Origin of the sequence: Kribbella sp. NPDC051936 (assembly GCF_040680955.1) — a bacterium.
GTDB lineage: Bacteria > Actinomycetota > Actinomycetes > Propionibacteriales > Kribbellaceae > Kribbella.
On the sequence record NZ_JBFAXS010000001.1, the window covers coordinates 535,334 to 556,655 of the forward strand.

At 69.2% G+C, this 21,322-nt stretch carries 22 protein-coding genes and 1 tRNA gene; 8 read left to right on the plus strand and 15 right to left on the minus strand.

All coding sequences use genetic code 11. The features are described from left to right. Nucleotides 1-88 precede the first annotated feature (88 nt). Nucleotides 89-643, minus strand: a complete 555-nt coding sequence (locus AB0L64_RS02725; protein ID WP_363707011.1) for a WhiB family transcriptional regulator — start codon at nt 641-643, stop codon at nt 89-91. 577 nt (nt 644-1,220) lie between these two features. On the opposite strand from AB0L64_RS02725, the gene AB0L64_RS02730 reads away from it, so the two are divergent. Then, nucleotides 1,221-2,030: an HAD family hydrolase gene (locus AB0L64_RS02730; RefSeq protein ID WP_363707013.1), complete on the plus strand. Its 810-nt coding sequence runs from the start codon at nt 1,221-1,223 to the stop codon at nt 2,028-2,030. Nucleotides 2,031-2,034: 4 nt separating this feature from the next. Here the strand turns inward: AB0L64_RS02730 and AB0L64_RS02735 are convergent, their stop codons facing one another. The 6 genes from AB0L64_RS02735 to AB0L64_RS02760 all read right to left on the minus strand — a co-directional run bounded on the left by AB0L64_RS02735 (nt 2,035) and on the right by AB0L64_RS02760 (nt 7,899). Further along, nucleotides 2,035-2,637, minus strand: coding sequence for a bacterial proteasome activator family protein (locus AB0L64_RS02735; RefSeq protein ID WP_355475411.1), 603 nt, complete (start codon nt 2,635-2,637; stop codon nt 2,035-2,037). Between the two features lie 46 nt (nt 2,638-2,683). Then, on the minus strand, nt 2,684-3,214 hold the full coding sequence (locus tag AB0L64_RS02740; RefSeq protein ID WP_363707016.1) for a CGNR zinc finger domain-containing protein: 531 nt from the start codon (nt 3,212-3,214) through the stop codon (nt 2,684-2,686). 169 nt (nt 3,215-3,383) lie between these two features. Further along, nucleotides 3,384-5,996: an FtsX-like permease family protein gene (locus AB0L64_RS02745; protein WP_363707017.1), complete on the minus strand. Its 2,613-nt coding sequence runs from the start codon at nt 5,994-5,996 to the stop codon at nt 3,384-3,386. Then, on the minus strand, nt 5,996-6,709 hold the full coding sequence (locus tag AB0L64_RS02750) for an ABC transporter ATP-binding protein (RefSeq protein WP_363707019.1): 714 nt from the start codon (nt 6,707-6,709) through the stop codon (nt 5,996-5,998). The genes AB0L64_RS02745 and AB0L64_RS02750 overlap by 1 nt, the downstream gene beginning before the upstream one ends. Beyond that, nucleotides 6,706-7,293, minus strand: coding sequence for a helix-turn-helix transcriptional regulator (locus AB0L64_RS02755; protein ID WP_363707021.1), 588 nt, complete (start codon nt 7,291-7,293; stop codon nt 6,706-6,708). Before AB0L64_RS02755 ends, AB0L64_RS02750 begins: the two co-directional genes overlap by 4 nt. A 33-nt stretch (nt 7,294-7,326) precedes the next feature. After that, a complete protein-coding gene (locus AB0L64_RS02760) occupies nt 7,327-7,899 on the minus strand; it encodes a TetR family transcriptional regulator (protein WP_363707023.1) in 573 nt (190 codons plus the stop codon). A gap of 73 nt (nt 7,900-7,972) precedes the next feature. On the opposite strand from AB0L64_RS02760, the gene AB0L64_RS02765 reads away from it, so the two are divergent. Beyond that, nucleotides 7,973-8,392 (plus strand): VOC family protein, encoded by a 420-nt coding sequence (locus tag AB0L64_RS02765; RefSeq protein WP_363707025.1) that lies wholly within the window; start codon nt 7,973-7,975, stop codon nt 8,390-8,392. Nucleotides 8,393-8,506: 114 nt separating this feature from the next. Here the strand turns inward: AB0L64_RS02765 and AB0L64_RS02770 are convergent, their stop codons facing one another. The 3 genes from AB0L64_RS02770 to AB0L64_RS02780 all read right to left on the minus strand — a co-directional run bounded on the left by AB0L64_RS02770 (nt 8,507) and on the right by AB0L64_RS02780 (nt 10,996). Continuing rightward, a complete protein-coding gene (locus AB0L64_RS02770) occupies nt 8,507-9,484 on the minus strand; it encodes an NAD(P)H-quinone oxidoreductase (RefSeq protein ID WP_363707027.1) in 978 nt (325 codons plus the stop codon). Nucleotides 9,485-9,563: 79 nt separating this feature from the next. After that, nucleotides 9,564-10,424 (minus strand): aminoglycoside phosphotransferase family protein, encoded by an 861-nt coding sequence (locus AB0L64_RS02775; protein WP_363707029.1) that lies wholly within the window; start codon nt 10,422-10,424, stop codon nt 9,564-9,566. A gap of 32 nt (nt 10,425-10,456) precedes the next feature. After that, nucleotides 10,457-10,996 carry an NTP transferase domain-containing protein gene (locus AB0L64_RS02780; protein ID WP_363707031.1) on the minus strand — a complete coding sequence of 180 codons (540 nt, stop codon included), beginning with the start codon at nt 10,994-10,996 and terminating at the stop codon, nt 10,457-10,459. A gap of 107 nt (nt 10,997-11,103) precedes the next feature. Between AB0L64_RS02780 and AB0L64_RS02785 the strand changes: the two genes are divergently transcribed. The 5 genes from AB0L64_RS02785 (at nt 11,104) to AB0L64_RS02805 (ending at nt 15,988) form a co-directional block, all read left to right on the plus strand. After that, nucleotides 11,104-11,895, plus strand: a complete 792-nt coding sequence (locus AB0L64_RS02785) for a carbon-nitrogen hydrolase family protein (RefSeq protein ID WP_363707033.1) — start codon at nt 11,104-11,106, stop codon at nt 11,893-11,895. 55 nt (nt 11,896-11,950) lie between these two features. Further along, nucleotides 11,951-12,979, plus strand: coding sequence for an Rv2231c family pyridoxal phosphate-dependent protein CobC (cobC, locus tag AB0L64_RS02790; RefSeq protein WP_363707035.1), 1,029 nt, complete (start codon nt 11,951-11,953; stop codon nt 12,977-12,979). Between the two features lie 103 nt (nt 12,980-13,082). Continuing rightward, on the plus strand, nt 13,083-13,649 hold the full coding sequence (locus AB0L64_RS02795; protein WP_363707037.1) for a BatC protein: 567 nt from the start codon (nt 13,083-13,085) through the stop codon (nt 13,647-13,649). Next, on the plus strand, nt 13,646-14,941 hold the full coding sequence (locus AB0L64_RS02800; protein WP_363707039.1) for a cupin domain-containing protein: 1,296 nt from the start codon (nt 13,646-13,648) through the stop codon (nt 14,939-14,941). Before AB0L64_RS02795 ends, AB0L64_RS02800 begins: the two co-directional genes overlap by 4 nt. 120 nt (nt 14,942-15,061) lie before the next feature. Then, complete coding sequence (locus AB0L64_RS02805) at nt 15,062-15,988, plus strand: sucrase ferredoxin (RefSeq protein WP_363707041.1); 927 nt, start codon at nt 15,062-15,064, stop codon at nt 15,986-15,988. 3 nt (nt 15,989-15,991) lie between these two features. On the opposite strand, the gene AB0L64_RS02810 is transcribed toward AB0L64_RS02805, so the two are convergent. The 3 genes from AB0L64_RS02810 to AB0L64_RS02820 all read right to left on the minus strand — a co-directional run bounded on the left by AB0L64_RS02810 (nt 15,992) and on the right by AB0L64_RS02820 (nt 19,363). After that, nucleotides 15,992-16,591, minus strand: a complete 600-nt coding sequence (locus AB0L64_RS02810; protein ID WP_355693323.1) for a gamma carbonic anhydrase family protein — start codon at nt 16,589-16,591, stop codon at nt 15,992-15,994. A 238-nt stretch (nt 16,592-16,829) separates the two neighbouring features. Beyond that, entirely contained in the window at nt 16,830-18,047 is a 1,218-nt protein-coding gene (locus AB0L64_RS02815; RefSeq protein ID WP_363707043.1) for an MFS transporter, read from the minus strand. Nucleotides 18,048-18,124: 77 nt separating this feature from the next. After that, complete coding sequence (locus AB0L64_RS02820) at nt 18,125-19,363, minus strand: MFS transporter (RefSeq protein WP_363707045.1); 1,239 nt, start codon at nt 19,361-19,363, stop codon at nt 18,125-18,127. A gap of 244 nt (nt 19,364-19,607) precedes the next feature. Between AB0L64_RS02820 and AB0L64_RS02825 the strand changes: the two genes are divergently transcribed. Further along, nucleotides 19,608-19,696 (plus strand) — tRNA-Ser (locus AB0L64_RS02825). A gap of 838 nt (nt 19,697-20,534) precedes the next feature. On the opposite strand, the gene AB0L64_RS02830 is transcribed toward AB0L64_RS02825, so the two are convergent. Then, nucleotides 20,535-20,804: a hypothetical protein gene (locus AB0L64_RS02830; RefSeq protein WP_363707047.1), complete on the minus strand. Its 270-nt coding sequence runs from the start codon at nt 20,802-20,804 to the stop codon at nt 20,535-20,537. A 54-nt stretch (nt 20,805-20,858) separates the two neighbouring features. Further along, nucleotides 20,859-21,260 (minus strand): ester cyclase, encoded by a 402-nt coding sequence (locus AB0L64_RS02835; protein ID WP_363707049.1) that lies wholly within the window; start codon nt 21,258-21,260, stop codon nt 20,859-20,861. Between the last annotated feature and the right edge of the window lie 62 nt (nt 21,261-21,322).

The window sequence follows — 21,322 nt, forward strand, 5'->3', positions numbered from 1 at the left end:
CGAAAGGCCCGGAACCCCCGTCTTCGCGGGGATTCCGGGCCTTCGGTCGTTCAGTCTCCGGTAGTCCGCTGGCGGGCCGAGTATCGGATCAGGCGACCCGGGTGCTGCCGGTGCGGCGCGGCTGGTGCTGCTGGTCGACGACGGTGTCGAACGCGTCCAGCACGGCCTCGACCGCGGGACGCGGCCGCGGGGCCTTGGCGGCCGGGCTCTGGCCGCGGCGGGCCCGCCGAAGGTGCCGCTTGACAGTCGACAAGGAACAGCCAAGTCGCATGGCCAGGGACTCGAGGCTGTCGTTCGGGTACTGCGCGCGCAGCCGCAGGACCTCTTCGTGGCTCACCGGGCGACGGGTGCCGCGCGCGCCGGCCAGCTGGTCGAAGTCGTCCGCCTGCACCTCGACGTCGAGCAGGTTGCGGATCGAACGCCGTTGTACAGCAGTGGTTCCGGCGACGAAGCCGCTCACGTCGTGCTCGGCGACCGCGCTGTAGAGGCAGTCGGTGAACAACGGGCACGAGGCGCACAGCGCCTTGGCCTCGCGGACGAGCTGCTCGTACCGCTCGCGGGTGCGACGGGTCGCGGACGCGGGCGGCGGCTCCTCCATCAAGCGGTGCTGGAAGATGTCGGAGCGGGCGATGCAGCCGGTCATTGACCCCTCCCCGGTAGAACATGTGTCGACAGCAGCTCGAGAGCTACTGCCCCCCGGCCCCGCTAGATTGGCGCTGTTGACGGTCATCAAGGCTCCCCAAGTATCAAGACCCGAATGAACGAACGGTGAACGACGTTCGTCCGCACGGATCCGCTAGCTGATGGACCCGCGTACTGTCACCGGCCCACCGTGTCGTCCCGGGCGCGGGACGCACCGATCCATAACTGTTGACGCCACTGCCGCGGTTTTGGTTGCAGCCAATTCCGCACCAGTTCTTCGACGTTTGTGTGTGCTTCCGGAGGTGGGGCGGCATCAGTCGCGCTGATCCAGAACACGCTTACGACGCGAACGAACAGCCCCCGGTTCCCCGCCAGACCTCCGCATGAAATCACGCACCAACCGCGCGGCGCAGGGGAACTTGCTGCCTTTGCAGGATCCTGCCGTAACGGTCTGATGACGTTGTCAAAAGCTCAACGAGATAAGTCAAAAAGACCTGAAGCCGACGTCGTACGGCTTGCGCGCGGGGCGTTGACCAGGGTAATGCGGCAGCGGCTCATCCGACGATACGGTTGGCCTCGTGACGGCTTCGCAATACCCCCGCCTGATAGCTACCGATCTCGACGGAACGCTCGTCCGCAGCGACGGCACGGTGTCCGCCAGGACGCGCGCCGCGGTCCTCGCGGCGCAGCGGGCCGGAAGTGTTTTCGTGATGGTCACCGCCCGGCCACCTCGCTGGCTGCACGACCTGTCGTACCTGGTCGGCGACCACGGCGTCGCGATCGTTGCCAACGGCGCTATTTTGTACGACGTCCTGCGCCGCAAGGCGATTCGGACCCGGTTGCTCGATCCCGCGGTGGCTCTCGAGGTGGCGCAGGCGATCCGCGCCGCGATCCCGGACGTGCAGTTCGCCATCGAGCGACCGGACCGCTACGGACAGGAACCGGTCTACCAGAACGCCTACCCGAATCCGGACAACTCGTTGATCGCCGCGGTCGAGGAACTCCTTGCGGAGCCGGCCGCAAAGCTGCTCGTCCGGCATCCGAGCCTGCCCGCAGACGAGCTGCTCGGTCTGGTCAATCCGTTGGTCGGCCAACGAGTGACCGCGAGTCACAGCGGCGGTCACGGTCTGGTGGAGATCTCCGCGAGCGGGGTGTCCAAGGCGGCGATGCTGGCCGACTTCGCCGCAGAGCAAGGGATCTCGGCTGCTGAGACGATCGCGTTCGGTGACTCGGTCAACGATCTGCCGATGCTCGCCTGGGCCGGCACGTCGTACGGCGTGGCCAACGCGCATCCCGAAGTCCTCGCGGTGGTGGACAGAACTGCCCCCGCAAACGACGAGGACGGCGTCGCCGCCGTCCTCGAAGAGTTCTTCCAGTCTTTGAAATAAGGCGTTACAGATACATCCCGCCGCTGCCCGGGCCGTCGGTGTTGCCGGCCTGCGGAGCTTCCGGGAACTGCCCGTCGGGGAGCTGCTGCCCGCCGGGCAGTGCGCGGCGCATCTGCTCCAGCTGCTGGCGCGCGGCCATCTGCTGCGCGAACAACGCCGTCTGGATGCCGTGGAACAGCCCTTCGAGCCAGCCCACCAGCTGCGCCTGCGCGATCCGCAGCTCGGCCTCGGTCGGCGTGCTGTCGTCGGTGAAGTCGAGGCTGAGCCGCTCGAGCTCCTCGACCAGCTCCGGCGCAAGGCCGCTCTCCAGCTCCTTGATCGACGCCTCGTGGATCGACCGCAGCCGCGCGCGGGAGGCTTCGTCGAGCGGCGCCGACTTCACCTCTTCGAGCAACTGCCGGATCATGTTGGCGACCCGCATCACCTTGGCCGGCTGCTCGACCAGCTCGGTCACCGAGCGCGGCTCGTCCTGCTCGTCGTGGTCGTTGTCGGAGCGCGGCGGTCCCTCGACGGCCATGCCGTCCGGCCCGACGATCAGCACCTTGCCGTCCTCGGTCCGCGCCCCGGCCATCGGAACTTCCTGGCCCTCGCTGCTGCTCTCGCTCATCTGCCCATCCTAGTTCGCGGTCCCGCTGCGGTACCCGCCGGGCGTTCTAGGATGCCCGCGCGCGATGACGGCGTACGGCGTCGCGGTTCGCGCAGGCGGGACTGCAGTAACGCTGGCGGCCGGTGCGCGACAGATCGGCGTACACGTTGTCGCAGCCCTCGGTGGCGCAACGGCCGAGCCTGGTGATCCCGCGGCCGGCCAGGTGCAGCGCCGTACCGGTGCTGATCAGCGTCGCGACCAGCCGCCCGACGGGGACGTGGTCCGGCCGGTAATGCATGTGCCAGCCATCGCCGGCGTGGTTGGTGAGCCGTGGATGCTCTGTGTACTTGGCGAGCATCGCGTTCACCAGGTCGACGCGGGTCTGCTCGTCCTGCGCGTCCACGACCTGCAGCCATTCGTCGAGCGCGGTCCGGACGGCCGCCAGATCCGCCGCCGTGACGTGCCGGTCACGCACCAGGCGGCTCTCGACGCCGCTCTCCTCACACCGCTCGGCCAGCTCGTCCGGCGTGGTCGCCGGGCGGGTGGCCAGGTTCACCGCGAGCAGGACGGCGTCGGCGCCGTAAGGGTTGAGATGCATAATGCCATTACATCACGATGGGTGCATGACTGAAACCCACCGTCATCGCTGGTCCGCGATCTCCAGCCACCCCGTCAGCGAGGGACTGGTCGTGTACCAGCGGTGTGCTTGTGGCCAATGGCGCGTCACCAGCACACCGCCGTACCCCGTCGCGTATCCCGAGGTCGCGCTACTCGATACGGCTGACCATCGGTAGCCGGGATCGCGTGAGCAGCCAGGCGAGCAGCCCGGCGAACAGCGGTACGACGACCACGATGCCGCCGATCTCCGCCCACGGGACCACGAAGTGCGGCGACCCGAACGCGGCGTGCGCCGTGTAGCCGTACAGCGCGCCGACCCCCACGCCCAGCACGCAGCCCAGCTGTCCGAGCACCCACGCCTGGGCCGCCGCGAGCGACCGCCGCCGCCTCGGTGGCGCGCCGACCGCAGCGAGGGTGGCCAGATCGGCCCGGCCCTCGGCGGCCGACAGCGACACCGAGATCGCGACGCCGAGCAGGGTCACCACGGTGGCGGCGAAGAGGATCCCGATCAGGAACAGCCGCGCCGGGCTCTGGTACCCCTTCTCGACCACCAGCCGGTCGTCGGCGCCGAGCAGCCGAGCAACCGCCGCGAGTTCGTCGGCGGACGGTTCCCGGGTGAGCTCGAAGTGCACCTCCGCGACCTGGATAGTGCCCAGCGCACGCGCAGTCTGCTGGCTGATCAGCGCGGTGTCGCGGAAGAACTGGACCCGTGGCGGCGGCCCGAACGACACCGCCGGCAGATTCCGGAGATGGTCGTCGCCGTCATCGTTGTGCATGGCAACTGTCTGGCCGGCTGCGAGCCGGACGTCCGGGACGACGACCTTGCCCGCGCGCATCGCCGCCGCCACCTGCGCGCCGTACTCACCGAAGCGTTCGACGAAGGCCGGATCGGCTGCCTGCAACGGCATCCCGGTCATCCCCATGCCGTTCTCCGGTGTGGCGACGGCCAGAACGGGCGTGTAGCCGTACTGGTTTGCCTTTGTGTTCGGCAACTGGACATACCCGAGCTCGTACTGCTGCCCGACCGGAAGTAGCCCGGCCAACTGCGCGCCGAGTTGTGGTGTGTACGTGATCCCGCCGGGGACATCCCGGCTGAACCGGACCACCGCATCGCCCCGATGCGCTGTCGCGGTGTAGTCCGCGGCATCGGCCGCGATCGCGTTCGACGCCGCGAAGGCGACCGCGGCGGTACCGGCCACGGCCATCATGATCGCCGCGGTCGCGGGACCGGTGCGGTGCCGATGGCGTGCTGCGTCGCGCATCGCCATCCGGCCGCTCAGCGGCAACACCCGCGCGAGGCCGGCGACCTTCACGACCAGGCTCGGCAGCATCCACACCAGTGCGGCGATCGACGCGGTGATGCCGAGCAGCACCAGAGCGATCGGGCCGGTCGGCGTGGCCGTCGCCTGCTGCCCGAGTTGCGACGTCCGCGCCGATTTCAGCGCCGCGCCGATCATCGCGCTGCCGGCGAACACGCACCCGATCCCGCCGGCGAGCAGGACGACCGCGGCGATCCGGATCCGGGTCGTCTTCGCGGCGACGGTGAACCGCTCGGTCAGCGCGGCCATCGGCGCCTGTCGACCGGCGCCGATCGCCGGTACGACGGCCGCGGCGAGTCCCGCAGCGAGACCGAGCACCGCGATTCCGGCGATCGTGCCCCACGGGATCTGCCACGCGGTGAAGATCGAGTCCGTCATCGCCTCCCAGACCGGTTTCGCGCTGAACGCGGCGATCCCCGCGATCACCAGCCCGCCGGTCACACCGACCAGCCCGGCGAACAGGCCCTGCATCAGGACTACCCGCCGCACGTCTCCCGGCGTACCCCCGGCTGCCAGCACGAGTCCGAGTTCACGGGTCTGGCGGCGGGCGCCGACCGCGAACGCCGTACCGGCCAGCAGCACGATCTCCAGGATCCCGAAGCCGATCACCAGCGCCATCGCGGCGTACGGGCCGATGTCGTCGGCCGACGTCCCGTACGGGTCCGGCGGCGGATCGACGATGGTTGCTCGCGGCAAGAGAAACAGGCCCTTGCCGACCAGTTCGGTGCCGAGTTGCCCGGCGTCGGCAGAGTCGGGCAGATCGACGAGGTACTGCACCGTGCGCGTCGGGTCCGGCTCGTACAGCGTGGAGTCCGGTGTGGCGAAGATCGCCCTTGTGCTTTGTGCCGTGAGCATGCGGGCGATGCCGACGACGGTGTAACTCCGGCCGCTCGTGCTCACGACGGTGCCGGTCCGCCCGAGGTACTCCGCGACTGACGGCGAGATCGCGACCTCGTCGGCCTTCGCCGGCAGGCGGCCCTTGTCGAGCTTGACCGTCCCGGTGGTCAGCGGGTTCGCGCCGTCGCCCGTGAGCAGGGTGACCGAGGTCTTCGTTTCCGGACCGCGGATCTCGGCCATGCCGGCGTCGACGAACGAACGGGCCAGCTTCGTCCCGGCCGGGAGCAGCGGCGTCGGGTCGAACGTCGCCGGAGTCCGGACCGCCTTGTCGAACCCCTCGGCCGGCGGCGGCTCGCCGTACGTCATCTCCTGGCCCGGCGGCACCTGGAGCTTGCCGTACTGCGTGACGTCCAGCCGGGCGTCTGCGCGGCCGATCGTGTTGTCGGCCAGCGTTTCACCGGTCGGGCTCGCGGACTTCAGGACGATGCCCAGCCATGTCGCGGCCAGCACGGGCAGACCGATCAGCGCGGCGACCAGGAAGGTGCGGCCGAGCGTTCGTCGCGCCGTACGACGAGCGATCCGCAACGGCGGACCCCAGTGGCCCATCAGCGGCTCTCCAGCAGTGCGTCGGCCTCGGGCAGCGGGCCGGCCTGTCCCACCAGGACGCCGTCACGCAGGTAGAGCACGCGATCGGCCCAGGCCGCGTCCCGCGCACCGTGGGTGACGAGCACCCCGCCGATGCCGTGCTGGTCGCAGCGGTCCCGGAGCAGCCGCAGAACGGCCTCGCCGGTCTCGGAGTCGAGTGCGCCGGTCGGCTCGTCGGCGAGCAGCAGCCGCCGCTCACCCACAACCGCGCGGGCGATCGCCACCCGCTGCCGCTGACCACCTGACATGTCGTCGGGGAACCGATCGGCGAGGTCGTCGATCCCCACCTCCTGCAATGCGGCGACGGCGGCCTTGCGGGCCGTCCGGCTGCGCGTGCCGTCCAGCTCCAGCGGAAGTGCGACGTTCTCGGCGGCGGTGAGCGCCGGAATCAGGTTGAAGTCCTGGAACACGTAGCCGATCCGGCGCCGCCGCAGCGCGGCCACGGCGTTCCGGCCGAGCGTGGTGAGGTCATTGCCGTCGACAATGACCTCGCCCGCGGTCGGCCGGTCGAGGCCGCCGGCGCAGGTGAGCAACGTCGACTTGCCGGACCCGGACGGACCCATCACGGCGACCAACTCGCCCGGAGCCACGGTCAGATCGACCCCGCGCAAGGCGTGCACGGCCTGCTCGCCCTGTCCGTGCGTCCGGCTCAGATTGCGAATGTCCAGGATCATGAGCGGGCTTCCTGCTCGTCTTGTACGACGGAGGTTTGCGGGGCGGGCCGTCGTGTGCCGCGGTGGCGTAACAGCATCGCCTCGCAGTGGTCGAGCCAGCGGATCTCGGCCTCGGCGCCGAAGATCATCGACTCGACGACCAGCTGCCAGGAGATCTCGCCGTCAGTGCTGTTGCGCTTCAGCCGGGTCAGTTCCTGCAGTGACTGCATCGTCGACATCCGCTGTCGCTGGACCACCGCGCCGACGTCCACGCCGGGCACCGCGAGCGCCAGCGCGAGCTTGATCGCGAGCTCGTCCCGCGGTCGCGACTCCCGGGTCACCGGTGTCTCGAACCACTTCGCCAGCTCGTCGCGCCCGGCGCCGGTGATCTCGTACATCGACCGGCCGTCGTCCTCGACGGTCGCCGCCCGGGCCGCCGCGGCCTGGACGAGCCCGTCACGCTCGAGGCGCGTCAACGTCGTGTAGACCTGCCCGATGTTCAGCGGCCAGGTCGCTCCGGTGGCGGCCTCGAACTCACCCCGCAACTGATAGCCGTACTTCGGCCCGTCCTGCAGCAACGCCAGCAATCCGTGCTTGATCGACATGGATACTGAGTATGCATACCGAGTATGCGGTCGTCAATCGTCGCGGGTCAGACGTCGTACCAGCCGGGCAGTGATCGCCTGCACGTCGTACGGGCGGCCGGTGCCGGGCGTCAGCTGGTCGAGGACCAGGCCGTCGATGGCGAAGTGCAGCAGCCGGATCTCTTCGGCGCCGCCCGGCAGACCTGCGTTCGCGTTGAAGGCGACGTCGGCATCGAAACCCTGCCGGAGCGTGCGCGACAGGATCTCGTGCAGGCCCGGACGGCGGGCTGCCTCCAGACGGAGCTCGAGCAGGGCGAGTGTGATCTCCGGGCGGCCGAGCAGGCGCTCGACGATGTAGTGCACGTAGTCCGTCATCAGGTCGAGGCCGGGCTCGCGCTCGGCGAGCGGTGCGATGACGGCTTCGTCCGGCGCCAGTCGCTCGAAGATCCGCTCGCCGAGCGCGCCGAGCAGCGCGTCACGCGTCTTGAAGTAGTTGGACGCCGTGCCGGCCGGGAGTCCGGCGGCGGCGTCCACGGCGCGGTGGGTGAGGCCGCGGGCGCCCGCCTCCGCGAGCACGGCGAGGCCGGCGTCGGCCAGCTGGGTACGGCGTTCCGGATTCCGGGGCATGTTGACAAGGCTAGCAGAATTCCACTACAACTGTCGTACACAACAACAACAACTGTAGTAGTCAGGAGAATGTATGCAACCCGCGGCATTCGGCGCGACCGTCGTCACCGACCACCCCTCGGAGGTCGCCGCCTTCTACACGCAGTACCTCGACCTGCAGGTCGGGATCGACCTCGGCTGGTTCATCACCCTCCGCCGGGGCGCGGCCGACTGGGAGCTCGCGATCATGGAGCGCGGGCACCCGACGATCCCGGCGGCGGTGTCGGCGCAGAAGGAGAGCAGCAACGTCTTCGGCTTCATCGTCGAGGACGCGGACCAGGTCGCCGCCGCGCTCCGCACCGGCGGTGTGGAGCTGGAGACCGAGCCGGTGACCGAGGTGTTCGGGCAACGGCACTTCTTCGTCCGCGACCCGGCCGGCACCTGGATCGACGTGATCCAGCTGGTCGCGCCCGACCCGGAATGGGCCGCGGCCAACCTGCCCACGGCGCCATGACCCCGGGCTGCGGATCTCCCGCACTCACCAAGTCCGCTTCGGCGGCACAAACCTCGGCCGGCTGAGCGTGACGACCGGCCGCGGCCGCGAGTTGGTGAGTGGCGGAGGTCCGCCTCAGAGCGTGAGCAGCACCTTGCCGAGCTGCGTCGACTGCTCCAACGTCTCGTGCGCCTTGGCGACCTCGGCCAGCGGGAACGTGGAGTGCACGATCGGCCGGACCTTCTTCTCCGCGATCAACGGCCAGACGTGGCCGACGACCTCGGCGATGATCCGGCCCTTGTCCGCCACCGAGCGGAACCGCAAGCCGGTCGCGATCACCGAACCGCGCCGGCTGAGCAGTCGCCCGAGGTCCAGCTCACCCTTCGCGCCGCCCTGCATGCCGATCACCGCGAGCCGCCCGTCGTAGGCGAGCGTCTTCACGTTGTCGGTCAGGTACTTGGCGCCCATGATGTCGAGGATCACGTCGGCCCCGGCGTCGTTGGTCGCCTCCTTCACCACCGACGCCCACTCGGCTTCCTTGTAGTTGATCGCGACGTCCGCGCCGAGCCGGGTGCAGAACTCCATCTTCTCGGCGCTGCCGACCGTGGTCAGCACCCGCGCACCGTGCGCGACGCCGAGCTGGATCGCCATCGTGCCGATCCCGGACGAGCCGCCGTGCACGAGCAGGGTCTCCCCGGGCTTGAGGTGCGCGGCCATGAACACGTTCGACCAGACGGTCGCGACGACCTCGGGCAGCGCGGCCGCACTCACCAGGTCGACGCCGTCCGGAACGGGCATCACCTGCGGAGCCGGTACGACGACCTTCTCGGCGTACCCGCCGCCGGCCAGCAGCGCGCAGCACTCGTCCCCGACCGACCAGCCCTCGACTTCGGCGCCGACCGCGGCGATCCGGCCAGACACCTCGAGACCGATTGTGCCCGGGGCGCCGGGCGGTGGCGGATAGAACCCCTGCCGCTGCAGCAGGTCGGCACGGTTCACCCCGGCGGCGACGACGTCGATGACCACCTCGTCGACAGCCGGTTCCGGGTCCGGGATCTCGCCGATCCCGAGCACGTCGATCCCGCCCGCACCACTACACACGACAGCTCGCATGCGGCCCAACCTAAGAGGTCCCGCCAAGAGATGCCACCTGCTGCGCGACGGTGTCACCTCTTGGCGCGACCTCTTACCCTCAGCGCTCGACGAGCTTCGCCATGTCTCGAGCGATCGAGTCGAGGTAAGTGGTCTCGCCTGTCGACTTGAACCAGTCCCATAGTTCGAGCGAGTGGTAGAGCCGGTACAGGTCGATCCGGTCGCCGGGCACGACGCCGTACCCGTCGGTGAGACCGGCGAGCTTCTCGGCGTTGTCGTGCACGGAGTACTGGATCGTCTTCGCCAGATCCACGAGCGGGTCGGCGGCGATCGCGTTCTCGACGTCGATGAAGCCGTTCACGCGCCAGGTGTCCGGATCCACGAGGATGTTGCCTTCGTGGACGTCGTTGTGACACAGGACCGCAGCCGTGTTGTCCGCGAACAGGTGCGCGTGCCGGTCGACGTGTGTCGCGATCTCGGCGTGCAGTTTCGCGTCGCCGCCGAGCTGCTCGAACTCCTGCAGCTTCTTCGCGAACTGCCGTCGCATGTACCGGTCGTTGTCAGGCAGCGGGTCGAGGATCTCGTCGGTCAGATACCCGTACGCCGGTTGGCCGATCCGATGCACTCGGCGCAACAGTTCGCCGAGCTGGGCATACATCGACCGCCAGTCGGGCGGCTCGACCTGCGACAGCGGTACGCCGTCGATCTTCGACAAGATCGTGACGCCGTCGGCGACGTGCAGCACGCGCGGGATCGAGCCGCCGACCTCGGGCTCGAGCATCGAGTAAACGTGGACTTCCTTGGCCTGCTTCCAGCGCCACTCCGGTGCGTAGACCTTCACGATCAACGGATCGTCGGCCGTCCGCACCTCGTACACGGTGCTCAGTTGTCCGCCGGTGCGTTCGATCACCTCGCCGGCCTCGACTCCCAGCGCGTCCCGGGCCAGCTGCGCGACATCCATGCGTCGAACTTATGGACGGCGTCCAGCGGTTTTCAGTTGTCCAGGTCCGCCCAGGTGTCCACGTCGTCGCCCGCGTGGGTCGGGTCGGTCCAGATCAGGTCGAGGCCCGCGAGCGTCCGGCGTACCGACTTGTCCCTCGGGTCGCCGACTTGCCGGATCGCTGCGGCCAATGCGGTACGCCGGTACGCGGTGGCGAGCTGCTGCTCCTGGCCGTCGGTGTCGCGCAATCCGTGTCCGTCGTGCGCCCCGATCCCCTCGAGGAGCGCTGTCACATCGGCGTCGGTGATCCACGGCAGGTCACAGCTCACCACGACGACGATCGGTGCGGCCCCGTGCTGGAGTCCAGCCGCGAGTCCCGCGACCGGGCCGCCCGACGGTGGATCCTCGACGGTCCAGCTCACGTCCCGGTACGTCGTACGCACCGGGCCGACAACCACGGTCGACACGGCTCGTGCCGTGGCCGTCAGTACCCGATCCAGAAACGACACCCCGTCGAGCACGAGCATGGCCTTGTCCACGCCTCCGAACCGAGTGGACCCGCCCCCAGCCAGCACGATCGCATCGAACTCCACAGCTGCAGTCTCGCATCAGTCCTTCGGCATCAGCGCCTCTCCGGCCTGTCGTATCCGCTCACGTCGCGTGAGGTTCAAGTCGTGGGTTTGTGCGGCACCATGGGGAGATGAGGATCGCCGTGGTGCAGACCGCCAGCAGCTACGACAAGGCCGCCAACCGGGACGCGGTTGCCAGGCTCGTCGCGGACGCGGCGCAGGGCCGGCCGGACCTGGTCGTGCTGCCGGAAGCGATGATGTCCGACTTCGCGGTCGAGGGTGAGTCGGTGGCGGAGGCCGCCGAGGCGCTGGACGGTGAGTTCGTCACGACCCTGCGGAAGGCCGCGGTCGAGCACGGGGTCGCGATCGTGGCCGGGATGTTCGAGCGCAGCTGCGACCAGCATCGTCCGTACAACACGCTCCTGGCTGTCGGTGCTGACGGCGTACTGCTCGGCGCTTATCGCAAGATCCACCTGTACGACGCCTTCGGGTACAAGGAGTCCGACCAGCTCACCCCGGGTGACGTAGCCCCGGTGGTGATCCAGGTCGGCGACCACTCGCTCGGGCTGATGACCTGCTACGACCTGCGGTTCCCGGAGCTGTCGCGCGCTCTGGTCGACGCCGGCGCGGAGGTACTCGTCGTACCGGCCGCCTGGGTCCGCGGACCGCTCAAGGAGCACCACTGGACCACACTGCTGACGGCCCGCGCCGTCGAGAACACCTGCTACGTCGCGGCGGCCGCACAGAACGGCAAGAAGTACTGCGGCCTCAGCCAGGTCATCGACCCGCAGGGCGTCGCTCTCGCGTCGGTGGGTGAGGCAGACGGACAGGCGGTCGCCGAGATCTCGGCCGAGCGGCTGGCCGACGTACGCAAGCGCAACCCGTCGCTGCAGAACCGCAGGTACACCGTCACACCCCGTTGACCAGTGCGCGGACCGGCTGGTCCGGATCACTCCCTGACCCGTTAGCCTCCTGGGCGTGGCGGATGGGTTTGATCTGGAGCATCACGGCGATCTCGAGGTCGGCGACGGGTTGGTCGACCTCGCCGTCAACGTCCGCGCGGGCACCCCGCCACCCTGGTTGCTCGACGCGATCACGGCGAGCCTGACCGACCTCGCCGCATACCCGCGGCAGGACGCGGCCGTCGCCGCGGTCGCGCACCGGCACGGCGTCGCGTCGGATCGGGTGCTGCTCACCGCCGGCGCCGCGGAGGCGTTCGTGTTGATCGCGCGGGCGTTCCGGCCGCGGCACCCGGTCGTGGTGCATCCACAGTTCACCGAGCCCGAGGCGGCGCTGCGTTCGGCCGGGCACCTGGTCGACCGGGTGATCCTGCGGCCCGAGAACGGGTTCGTGCTCGATCCGTCCGCCGTACCGGCCGATGCGGATCTCGTGATCATCGGCAACCCGACCAACCCGACGTCGGTGCTGCACCGCGCCGACGAGCTGCGCGAGCTGGCGCGGCCCGACCGGATCCTGGTCGTCGACGAGGCGTTCATGGACGCCGTACCGGGGGAGCCCGAATCGCTCGTCGGCGCGTCGATCCCCGGGCTCGTGGTGGTGCGGAGCCTGACGAAGACGTGGGGACTCGCGGGACTGCGGGTCGGGTATCTCGTCGCCGGCGCGGGACTCGTCGAGCAACTGGCCGCCGTACAGCCGCACTGGCCGGTGTCCACTCCTGCGCTCGCGGCGGCTATTGCCTGCAGCAACGAGCGGGCCGTCGCGGAAGCGGCGCAGGCGGCGCTCGACACCGAACGCCAACGTGTCCATCTGCTTGACAGTCTCCGAACAGTGAACGGACTCTCGACGTTCGGCGTGGCACGTGCGCCGTTCGTCCTCTTCCACCTCCCCGGCGCCGCCGGCGTGCGGGAATCCCTGCGTGGGCAGGGATTCGCGGTGCGGCGCGGGGACACCTTCCCCGGGCTCGGGCCCGACTGGCTGCGGATCGCCGTACGGCCCGAGGACGTCACCGACCGTTTGGTGAAGGTGCTAATCGAGTTGGCGCTGTAACGCGACGGGGGTTTAGCTGAGGTCCACTTTGCGCACAAGATGACCAGTGCCCCGGTTGGTATGTCTCGGGCAACTTCTGGCCGTTCGCGAAGGGAGCAGCACAATGGGTCTCGACGATGACGACATGAACACCTCGTCCGAAGGCAGCGGTGAGCACGGAGGCGGCTCGACGGCTGCTCCCGGTGGCGGGTACGGCGGGCAATCGTCGGACGGTGGTGCTGACGGCGGGGCCGATGGCGGCGCGGGCTTCGGCGAAGGGCCGGCCGACGGCGGTGCCTCGCAAGGCACGCAGGACGGTGGCGCCGACGGCGGTGCGGGTGGCGGCTTCGGCGAAGGGCCTGCTGACGGTGGGGCTTCGCAGGGTACGCAGGACGGTGGCGCTGACGGTGGTGCCGACGGCGGGGCAGATGGTGGAGCCGGTGGCGGCTACGGCGAAGGGCCTGCCGACGGTGGGGCTTCGCAGGGTACGCAGGACGGTGGCGCGGACGGCGGCGCTGGTGGCGAGGGCGTCGCGGACGGCGGGGCCAACCCGGGTGGCAGTGACGGTGGGGCTGACGGTGGCGCTGGTGGCGAAGGGCCCGCGGACGGCGGCGCGAACCCGAACGCGACCGACGGCGGTGCCGATGGCGGCGCGGACGGCGGCGCCGGCGGGAACTCCGGAAGCTGGTGACCACGGTGCCGGAGGCCGGGCCGTTCCCGCAGAACAACCATCCGGCCGAGCAGTCGGCGCCGGACGGTCGTGAGCTGTTGCGAGCTGAGCGCCCGGCCCTCCGGCGCTGTGTAGCGGGCGACCTGGACGAGTTCGCCAACTCCTACTGGGGTTCGCGGGCCTTGCTGTCCCACGGGCCCGACCTCCCCGCGCCGTACGACGACCTGTTCAGTCTCGACGCCGTGGACGAACTCCTGTCCCGTCGCGGCCTGAGGACACCGTTCTTGCGGATCGCGAAGAACGGGTCGGTGGTCGGCGACGGCCAGTTCACCGGATCGGCCGGTGTGGGCGCGGAGATCGCGGACCAGGTGCGGGACGACAAGGTCGCGGCGCTGTTCGCCAGCGGGCACACCGTCGTCCTGCAGGCGCTGCATCGCACGTGGCCGGCGCTGGTCGACTTCTCCACTCAGCTGTCGGCCGACGTGGGGCACCCGGTGCAGATCAACGCGTACATCACCCCGGCCGAGTCGCAGGGGTTCGCCGCGCACTACGACGTACACGACGTGTTTGTCCTGCAAGTCGCCGGCGAGAAGCACTGGACTGTGCATGAGCCGGTCCATGTCGACCCGCTCCGCAACCAGCCGTGGACCGACCACGCGCGGGCCGTTGAAGCGGCAGCGCGTGACAAGGCGCCGGTGATCGACGACGTGCTGCGGCCTGGTGACGCGCTCTACGTGCCGCGCGGTTTCCTGCACTCGGCGAAGGCGCTGGGTGGTGTGAGCGCGCACTTGACGGTGGGGCTGCACACGCTGACGCGCTACCTGTTGGTGCAGGAACTGGCTGCTCTTGCTGCTAACCAGCCGTCGCTGCGCACTGCGCTTCCCCTCGGCTTCGACCCAGGCGATCCGGAGCAACTGGCCGAGGTCCTGCCCGAGGTGGTCGAACTCTTCACTCAAGTGCTCCGTACGGCGACCCCGGACGCGCTGGCCAATCGTCTGCGCCGTCGCACGTGGTCGAGCAACCGCCCGGCTCCGCTGCCACCGCTGGCCCACGCCGCGTCGATCGCGTCCCTCGCAGTCGGCACGACGGTCCGCCTCCGCGCCGGCCTCCGCTGCCGCCTCGTCCCCGGCGACCCGCTCGTCCTGCAACTACCCGACCGCACCATCACCTTCCCGCCAGCCACCGCCGCAGCAGTCACCGAACTGATCTCCGGCGCTGAGTGCAAGGTAGGTGACCTCCGAGGCCTCGACGACGCGGATCAACTAGTACTGGTCCGCCGCCTCCTCACCGAGGCCGTCATCGTCGCCCAGTAGGTCGTCCACTCTGGGCCGGCTCGCGGTGATGTTCATCCAGCCGACGGTCCCGGGTACGCCGTGCGGGCGTGCGGTCGGGGGATCCTGGTAGTTGAAGTGGCAACAGTATCGTGAGGTGGTGTGGACCGAGACGGCGTCAGGTATCGACCGGAGACCGGCTGCGCAGCGCAGGCCGACCTCCGTCGCGACGCCCTGACCGCGACCGCTCCCCCCGCCGAACGCTGGCTCCTCATCGAATCCCGTACCCCCTGGCCCCGCCAGGCCCTCACCTCCCTGGGACACAGCGGGCTTCGGGAGGGTTTGTCTGGTGGGGAGTTGGGTGCTCTCGTGGCGCGGATGTGTCGTGAGGCGGGGGTTCGGCCGGTGTTGATCCGGCGGTATGGACGTGTGGATCGGAGCGGGCCGCGGCGTTGGGGGCTGGTGGACTGCCGGCCTGGGCGTGAGCTTGTCCGGTGGGGTGAGCTGCCGGCTGACGAGCACCTGCTCGAGGTGCTCGCCGGCAACGATCCAGGACAGGTCAGCGACGAACCGGTGTATCTCATCTGCACACACGGTCGCCACGACGCGTGCTGCGCCGTCCGTGGACGGCCTGTCGCCGCAGCGCTGGCGACCGCCTACCCGGAACGCACCTGGGAATGCAGCCACATCGGCGGTGACCGCTTCGCGGCGAACGTCGTCGTCCTGCCCCACGGCCTGTTCTACGGGCATGTCCCACCGGCCCGCGCCGTCGAGCTCGCCAAGCGGTACGACGAGGGTGTCGTCGTACCCGATCTCCTCCGTGGATCAGGTGCGTTCAACCCCGCCGTCCAAGCCGCTCAGCACTTCGCCCGCGCCGCCGGTCACTCACCCGCGGTCGGCAATCTCCTTCCGCAATCCGTCGAAGTCCTCGGCGACCACCGCCGGCGAATCCTCCTCGCATCCACCAACGGCCCGCTCGCCGTCGAAGTCTCGGCGCACCTCGACACCGTCGATGCCCGCCTGACCTGCGCAGGTTCCTCTCCCGCCCAGGTCCGTCGCTTCGAACTGCACTCCCTGATCACCGCCTGAGGATCAGGACGGATCGACCGGGCGGTCCGAAGCGTGCTCGCCGAAGTACGCCGACTGGCGCGCCATGATGTCGCGCATGGACGTGCCGCGCGGCACGCCGTACACCGTCCCGGGGAAGTCCAGGTCGCGCTGGATCTGCCACAGCTCCTCGTGCCGGTCGGGGGAGAAGAGCTGGGCCGGGTCGCCGGCCGCGATCCATCCGATCGGGAGGACCGTGCCTGCTTCCAGCCGCGAGTTCACGTGCAGCACGCTGTTGATCCGAAGCTCCGCGCCTGCGCCGGCGACAGAACCGGGGAACAACGCGGCGCCCGTGGCGATGAAGACTTCGTCCTCGACCGTGGCGCCGTTGACGTGCGCATGGGGACCTACCAGAACCGCGTCGCCGATCAGGGCGGGATGGTTCGCCCGGCCGCGCACCAGGGCGTTCTCCATCACCACACTGTTCTCACCGAGCCGGACTTCGCCGTTCTCCGCGGTCAGTACTGCCCCGTGCAGGACTCTGCTGCCTTCGCCGAGGACGACGGCACCGCAGAGCACGGCCGATGGGGCGACGTACGCGGATTCGGGCACGACCGGTCGACGGCCGCGGTGTTCGAGCAGCATCTGTCGCTGTCCTCTCGTCGCTTGATCACCTCGCTCCAGCTTGTGTACCCGGTCGATGCGGACTCTCCACTGCCCGGGTCCTCACAACCCGGGCGGCGGTGTCCTCCGGGCCGTCCACATCGAAGGTGGCAGGCTCGGTCCGGCGGAGAATCCGGGGTGGAGAACCGCGAACTGGGCCAACATTAGAACAGATGTTCGATGCGATGCAACGCATCCTGACAGATCAGGAACTGGCCGGTCAGATCCGCTCGGCACGGAGCCGCGGCGCCACTCGAGCGAGCACGTAGAACGTCAGGCTCGCGACGAGTGCGAGTGCCGCCAGGACCACCCACGGCAGCTCGTGATGCACCTCGAAGAGCTGTGCGAAGAACGCCGGCGCCAGCACGCTCGCGAACGTGAACGAGTACTGCCAGTACGACAGGTACTTGCCCCGGCCGACCACCGGCGACACCGCGGCCGACAGGGCGTTGTTCGTCGCCGCGTGCAGCACGTCGGCGAAGGCGTAGCAGGCCGTGGCGAGAACCAGCACCGGTACGACCCATCCGCCGGGGATGTGCACCTGCAACGCCATCAGCAGCGCCCAGGCGGCGTACGTGATGCCGGCGACCACCATGACGTTCGTACGACGCCGGCGCTCGGTGTGCCGTACGACGAGCGTCTGCCCGGTCGCCAGCACGACCGACGTCGCCGCGATCAGTACACCGACCAGCCACTTCGGCACCGCCAGCGCCTCGGTGACGTACACGGGCACGCCTACCCCGAGCATCATCGTGCAGAGTGCCAGCAACGTGTTGGCGGCGATCAGCGCCAGGAACGTCTTGTCCTTGCGCAACTGCGGCGCCGGTCCGCTGTCCTGGTCGGCCCGCGCATGGTGTGACGGGTGCAGCCGCAGGAGGAGCAGCCCGGCGACGTAGAACGTCACGGCGTTGAGAGCCATCGCGAAAAGGAACGGTGCGTCGCCGCCGATCGCCAGCAACCACCCAGCCACCAGCGCGCCCAGAGCGAGGCCGCCGGCCTGCATCATGCCGCCCAAGCCGAACCACTTGTCCCGCTCGCCCTCGTCGGCGACATCGTCGAGCAGGCTGAAGATCGCTGACCAGAACACGCGCTGCCCGGTCGTCGTGACCAGCGCGCACAGGAACAGCAGCCACATCGACCGCCCGAAGAAGAAGCCGGTGAACGCCAGGCCCTGCGCGAACTGGGCGGCCACCACCAGGTTCCGCGGGCCGACCCGATCGATCACCACTCCGACCGCGGCCGGGGCCGCGATCGAGAACAGCGTCGCGACCGTCAGCATCACACCGGCGGTGCCGAGCGGGATGCCGGCGACCTTGTTGATGAACAGCAACAGCAGCGGGCCGGCGCAGCCGCCGCCGAACGAGTCGATCGCCAGACCGGCCAGCAGTGGGACCCGGCCGCGCACGTTCGGTAGTCCGAGTGACGCGGCTGCGGGCATGGCGGAGCGCTCCCATCGGGTCGTGTTCGGCGGCTGGCGAACCGTAGCAAGCGCTCGCCAGTCCATTCCAACCCATTTCAGTCGGCCGCGGACACCCGTCGTACCGAGACGTTCCGGAGCGGGCGCCAGGCGACCACTGTCATCACCACCATCGCCACGAAGGCGATCGCGAACGGTGCGGCCAGACCGAACCGCTGCGCCAGTACGCCGCCCAGTGCGGAGCCGATCGCTGCACCGCCTACTGAGGCCAGCAGGTACACGCTGTTCACTCTGCCCATCAGAGCGTCCGGTGTGGCGAGCTGACGCGTTGTAGTCGACACGATGCCCCACACCACCGCGTGGACACCGAACACCGCCATGGTCGCGCCGGCGACCCACGGGCTCCTGGTGAGCGCCAAGATGAGGTGGACCGTCGTCTCGATGACCAGCCCGGCGCGTAGCAGCGTCACAGAGCCCACGCGCGGCTCCAGGAAGTGGTACGTCGGCATGCCAAGTACACCGCCCACTGCGCCGACTGACACGAGCAGGCCGAACTGTGTCTCGGTCAGACCGAGCCGCTCGCGCGCGAACAACACCCAAGTCGCGAACGCGGCGCAGAAGGTGATGTTCATGATCAGGATCGACAAGGCGAGCGTCCGTACGCCGGAGTGGTGCCAGAGCCAGCGAACTCCTTCGCGGACCTCCTGCCAGATGGCTGTCCGCGTGGAGTCGTCCGGCAACGGCGGACGGACGGCGACGCGGGCGATCAGGGTCGCCGCGGCGGCGAAGGTGATCGCGTCGAAGACCAGCGGGATACCGGCCCCCGCAGCGAACAGCAGTGCGCCCAGCGGCGGTCCGCCCAGTTGCTGGAGCACAGTGCCGCTGGCGAACAGCCGGGCGTTGGCCTTTCCGAGGTGACCCTTCGGTACGGCGCCGACCAGCAGCGCGCCGGATGCGTTGTCCGCAAGCGTTTCCGCCGTACCGAGGAGGAAGAGTGCGACGTACACCGCCCAGAGCGGAGCGGTGTCGAGCAGTACGGCGAGACCGAGCGCGGCCAGGACGATCGCGCGAAAGGTGTCTGCGGCAACGATCATCAACCGGCGGTCGAGCCGGTCGACGAGGACGCCGCTGAACAACGCGAACAACAGCCAGGGCAGCTGCTGGACGAACGCGGCGGCACCGACCGCCGCGGGCTCACTGGTGATCGAGGCGACGAGCAACGGACCGGCGGCGATCAGCGCACCGTCGCCGAGGTTGGAGATGATCGCGGCCGGAAAGATCTTCCGGAAATCGGGTCCGAGCTCGGACGGAGCCAGGTAGGCACCGAGAGAACGCATATGAACTCCTGAGGGCATGACGAATCGATGGACCCCGGCCGTGCAGCCGGCCGGTCCCGCCCGGTCAGAACGTCAACGTGCCGACCGGCCGGTGTGTGCGATGCCCTCGAACGACCGAGACATTGCTCCCACCTCCGTCCGTACCCACAGCGACGACCTCGCCGCTGCGCCGACCCTACCGGCCCCTCCCCACCCCCGCACTCCGTTTCCACCCGGTATCCTCAACCCTCGGCGGCAACCGCCAGGAGGGTTCGCATAGCGGCCGAGTGCGCTGGTCTTGAAAACCGGTATGGCGGGTGACCGTCATCGTGGGTTCGAATCCCACACCCTCCGCTCTGTGATGTCTCAAGACATCGGCGACAGGTGAACCCACGATTCGTGGGTTCACCTGGTGTTCTTGGGGATGGGTCCGGGTGGTCTGCCGGTGGGGTGGTAGTCGCGGTCTGGGTCGAGGACCAGGTCGCGGAGGAGTTCGCCGGTCCGGTCGGTGCTGGGGCCGGCTTTCGGGCGGGCGTGGTAGGCGGTGGCCGGGGTGGCTCGGTGGGGCAGGGACCGGTCCGGGCGGCGGTGGTTGTCCTCCTCGACGGAGGTGTCGAGCAGCGCCTGGAGCCCGGCGAGGGCGCATACGGATCTGCTGGTGGCCGGCGTTGGCTCGCGGGATGCGAACAGCCGCGGAATCCACACGCGTTGCGGCCGCCGAGCTCGGCGCGGCGGCGGGACGCCCGGAGGTCGTTGGGTACGAGATGACCGCTTGGTTCGCCCTGACACAAGGCCAGTTCGTCCGGCTGTCGATGCACCGCGCCGTGGACAGGCAGTTGCTCAGGGCGCCAGTCCGTCATCAGCGACGACATCGCGCCGGAAGGCACCGAACTGTTGCCGGGCGTGATGGTGATTTGGAGCAGGCTGTTGGCCTCGGTGTGGAAGGCGGCAGAGCAAGGTGCGCTTGCGGATGATCGCGAGCGAGTTGGACCAGGAACTACGGCGTCGGTTTCCCGGAGAAGGAACTGTGATCGGCCTGGCGGAGGCGCTGCGAGCGGTTTGAAATCGGGACGGGTTGCCCGGCTGCTGGTCAGGCACCCCGAGCTTGATTCGCACTGCACTCCGCCAGGGCTCGCCGTCCGGGCAAACTCGTCGTCCCTGCGCTCGTAGCTCTCGAGCGCATCGCGGTGGTTCAGGACGCTACAAGGATCGCCATCGTCTCGGGGACGACGGTGTCGTACTTCATTGCTTCGGCCAGCTCGTCCGACGGGTTGGCCAGCACGGCGAAGAGAACGTCGAGATCCGCGATGTCCATGACCAGTCCGACCTTGGTCCGGTCCTGAGGGTTCACGAACGTCCGGAGATTGCTGGCGCCCAGCGAGGGCAGGAGCTCTTCACGCTTCGGTGATGTGAGCCAGTGGTCGGTGTCGGTGACGTCGTGGGTCACGATGATCGTGGGCATAACTCCTCCTTGTGTGGTGTGGTCGGGACACCCGGCGGTGAGAGCCGGGTTGTGCTACGCCGGAGCGGCTGTGGGGACGACGCCGAGCTGTTGCATGAGCGACAGCATGTCCGCGACGCCCCAGTGCTCGCAGAGCAGGCCGGCTCCGTCGAATCGCATGATGTCGATGAGGTCCACCTCGACGCTCTTGCCGGATGGCGGCACACCCATGAAGTCGCCCTGGTGGGTCCCGGTGACCCTGACTCGGGCCACGGCTTTGTCGCCGTCGATGATCAGATCCTCGACGTTCATCCGAAAGTCGGGAAAGGAGGTCAGCAGCGCCCGGAAGAAGTCGAGCGTGCCCTCCTTCGTGGTCGGAAAGCCCGGCCCGCCCTGGTGCTCGACGAAGTCGTCCGCGACCAGGTCGCCGAACCCCGCGAGGTCTCCCGCGTTGATCAGCTCGTAGGTAGTCCGCATCGTCGCAGCGTGGTCCATCGTGGCGCCCCCCTTAGTCTGTGGTTGCAGCGTGCGTTGCTGCC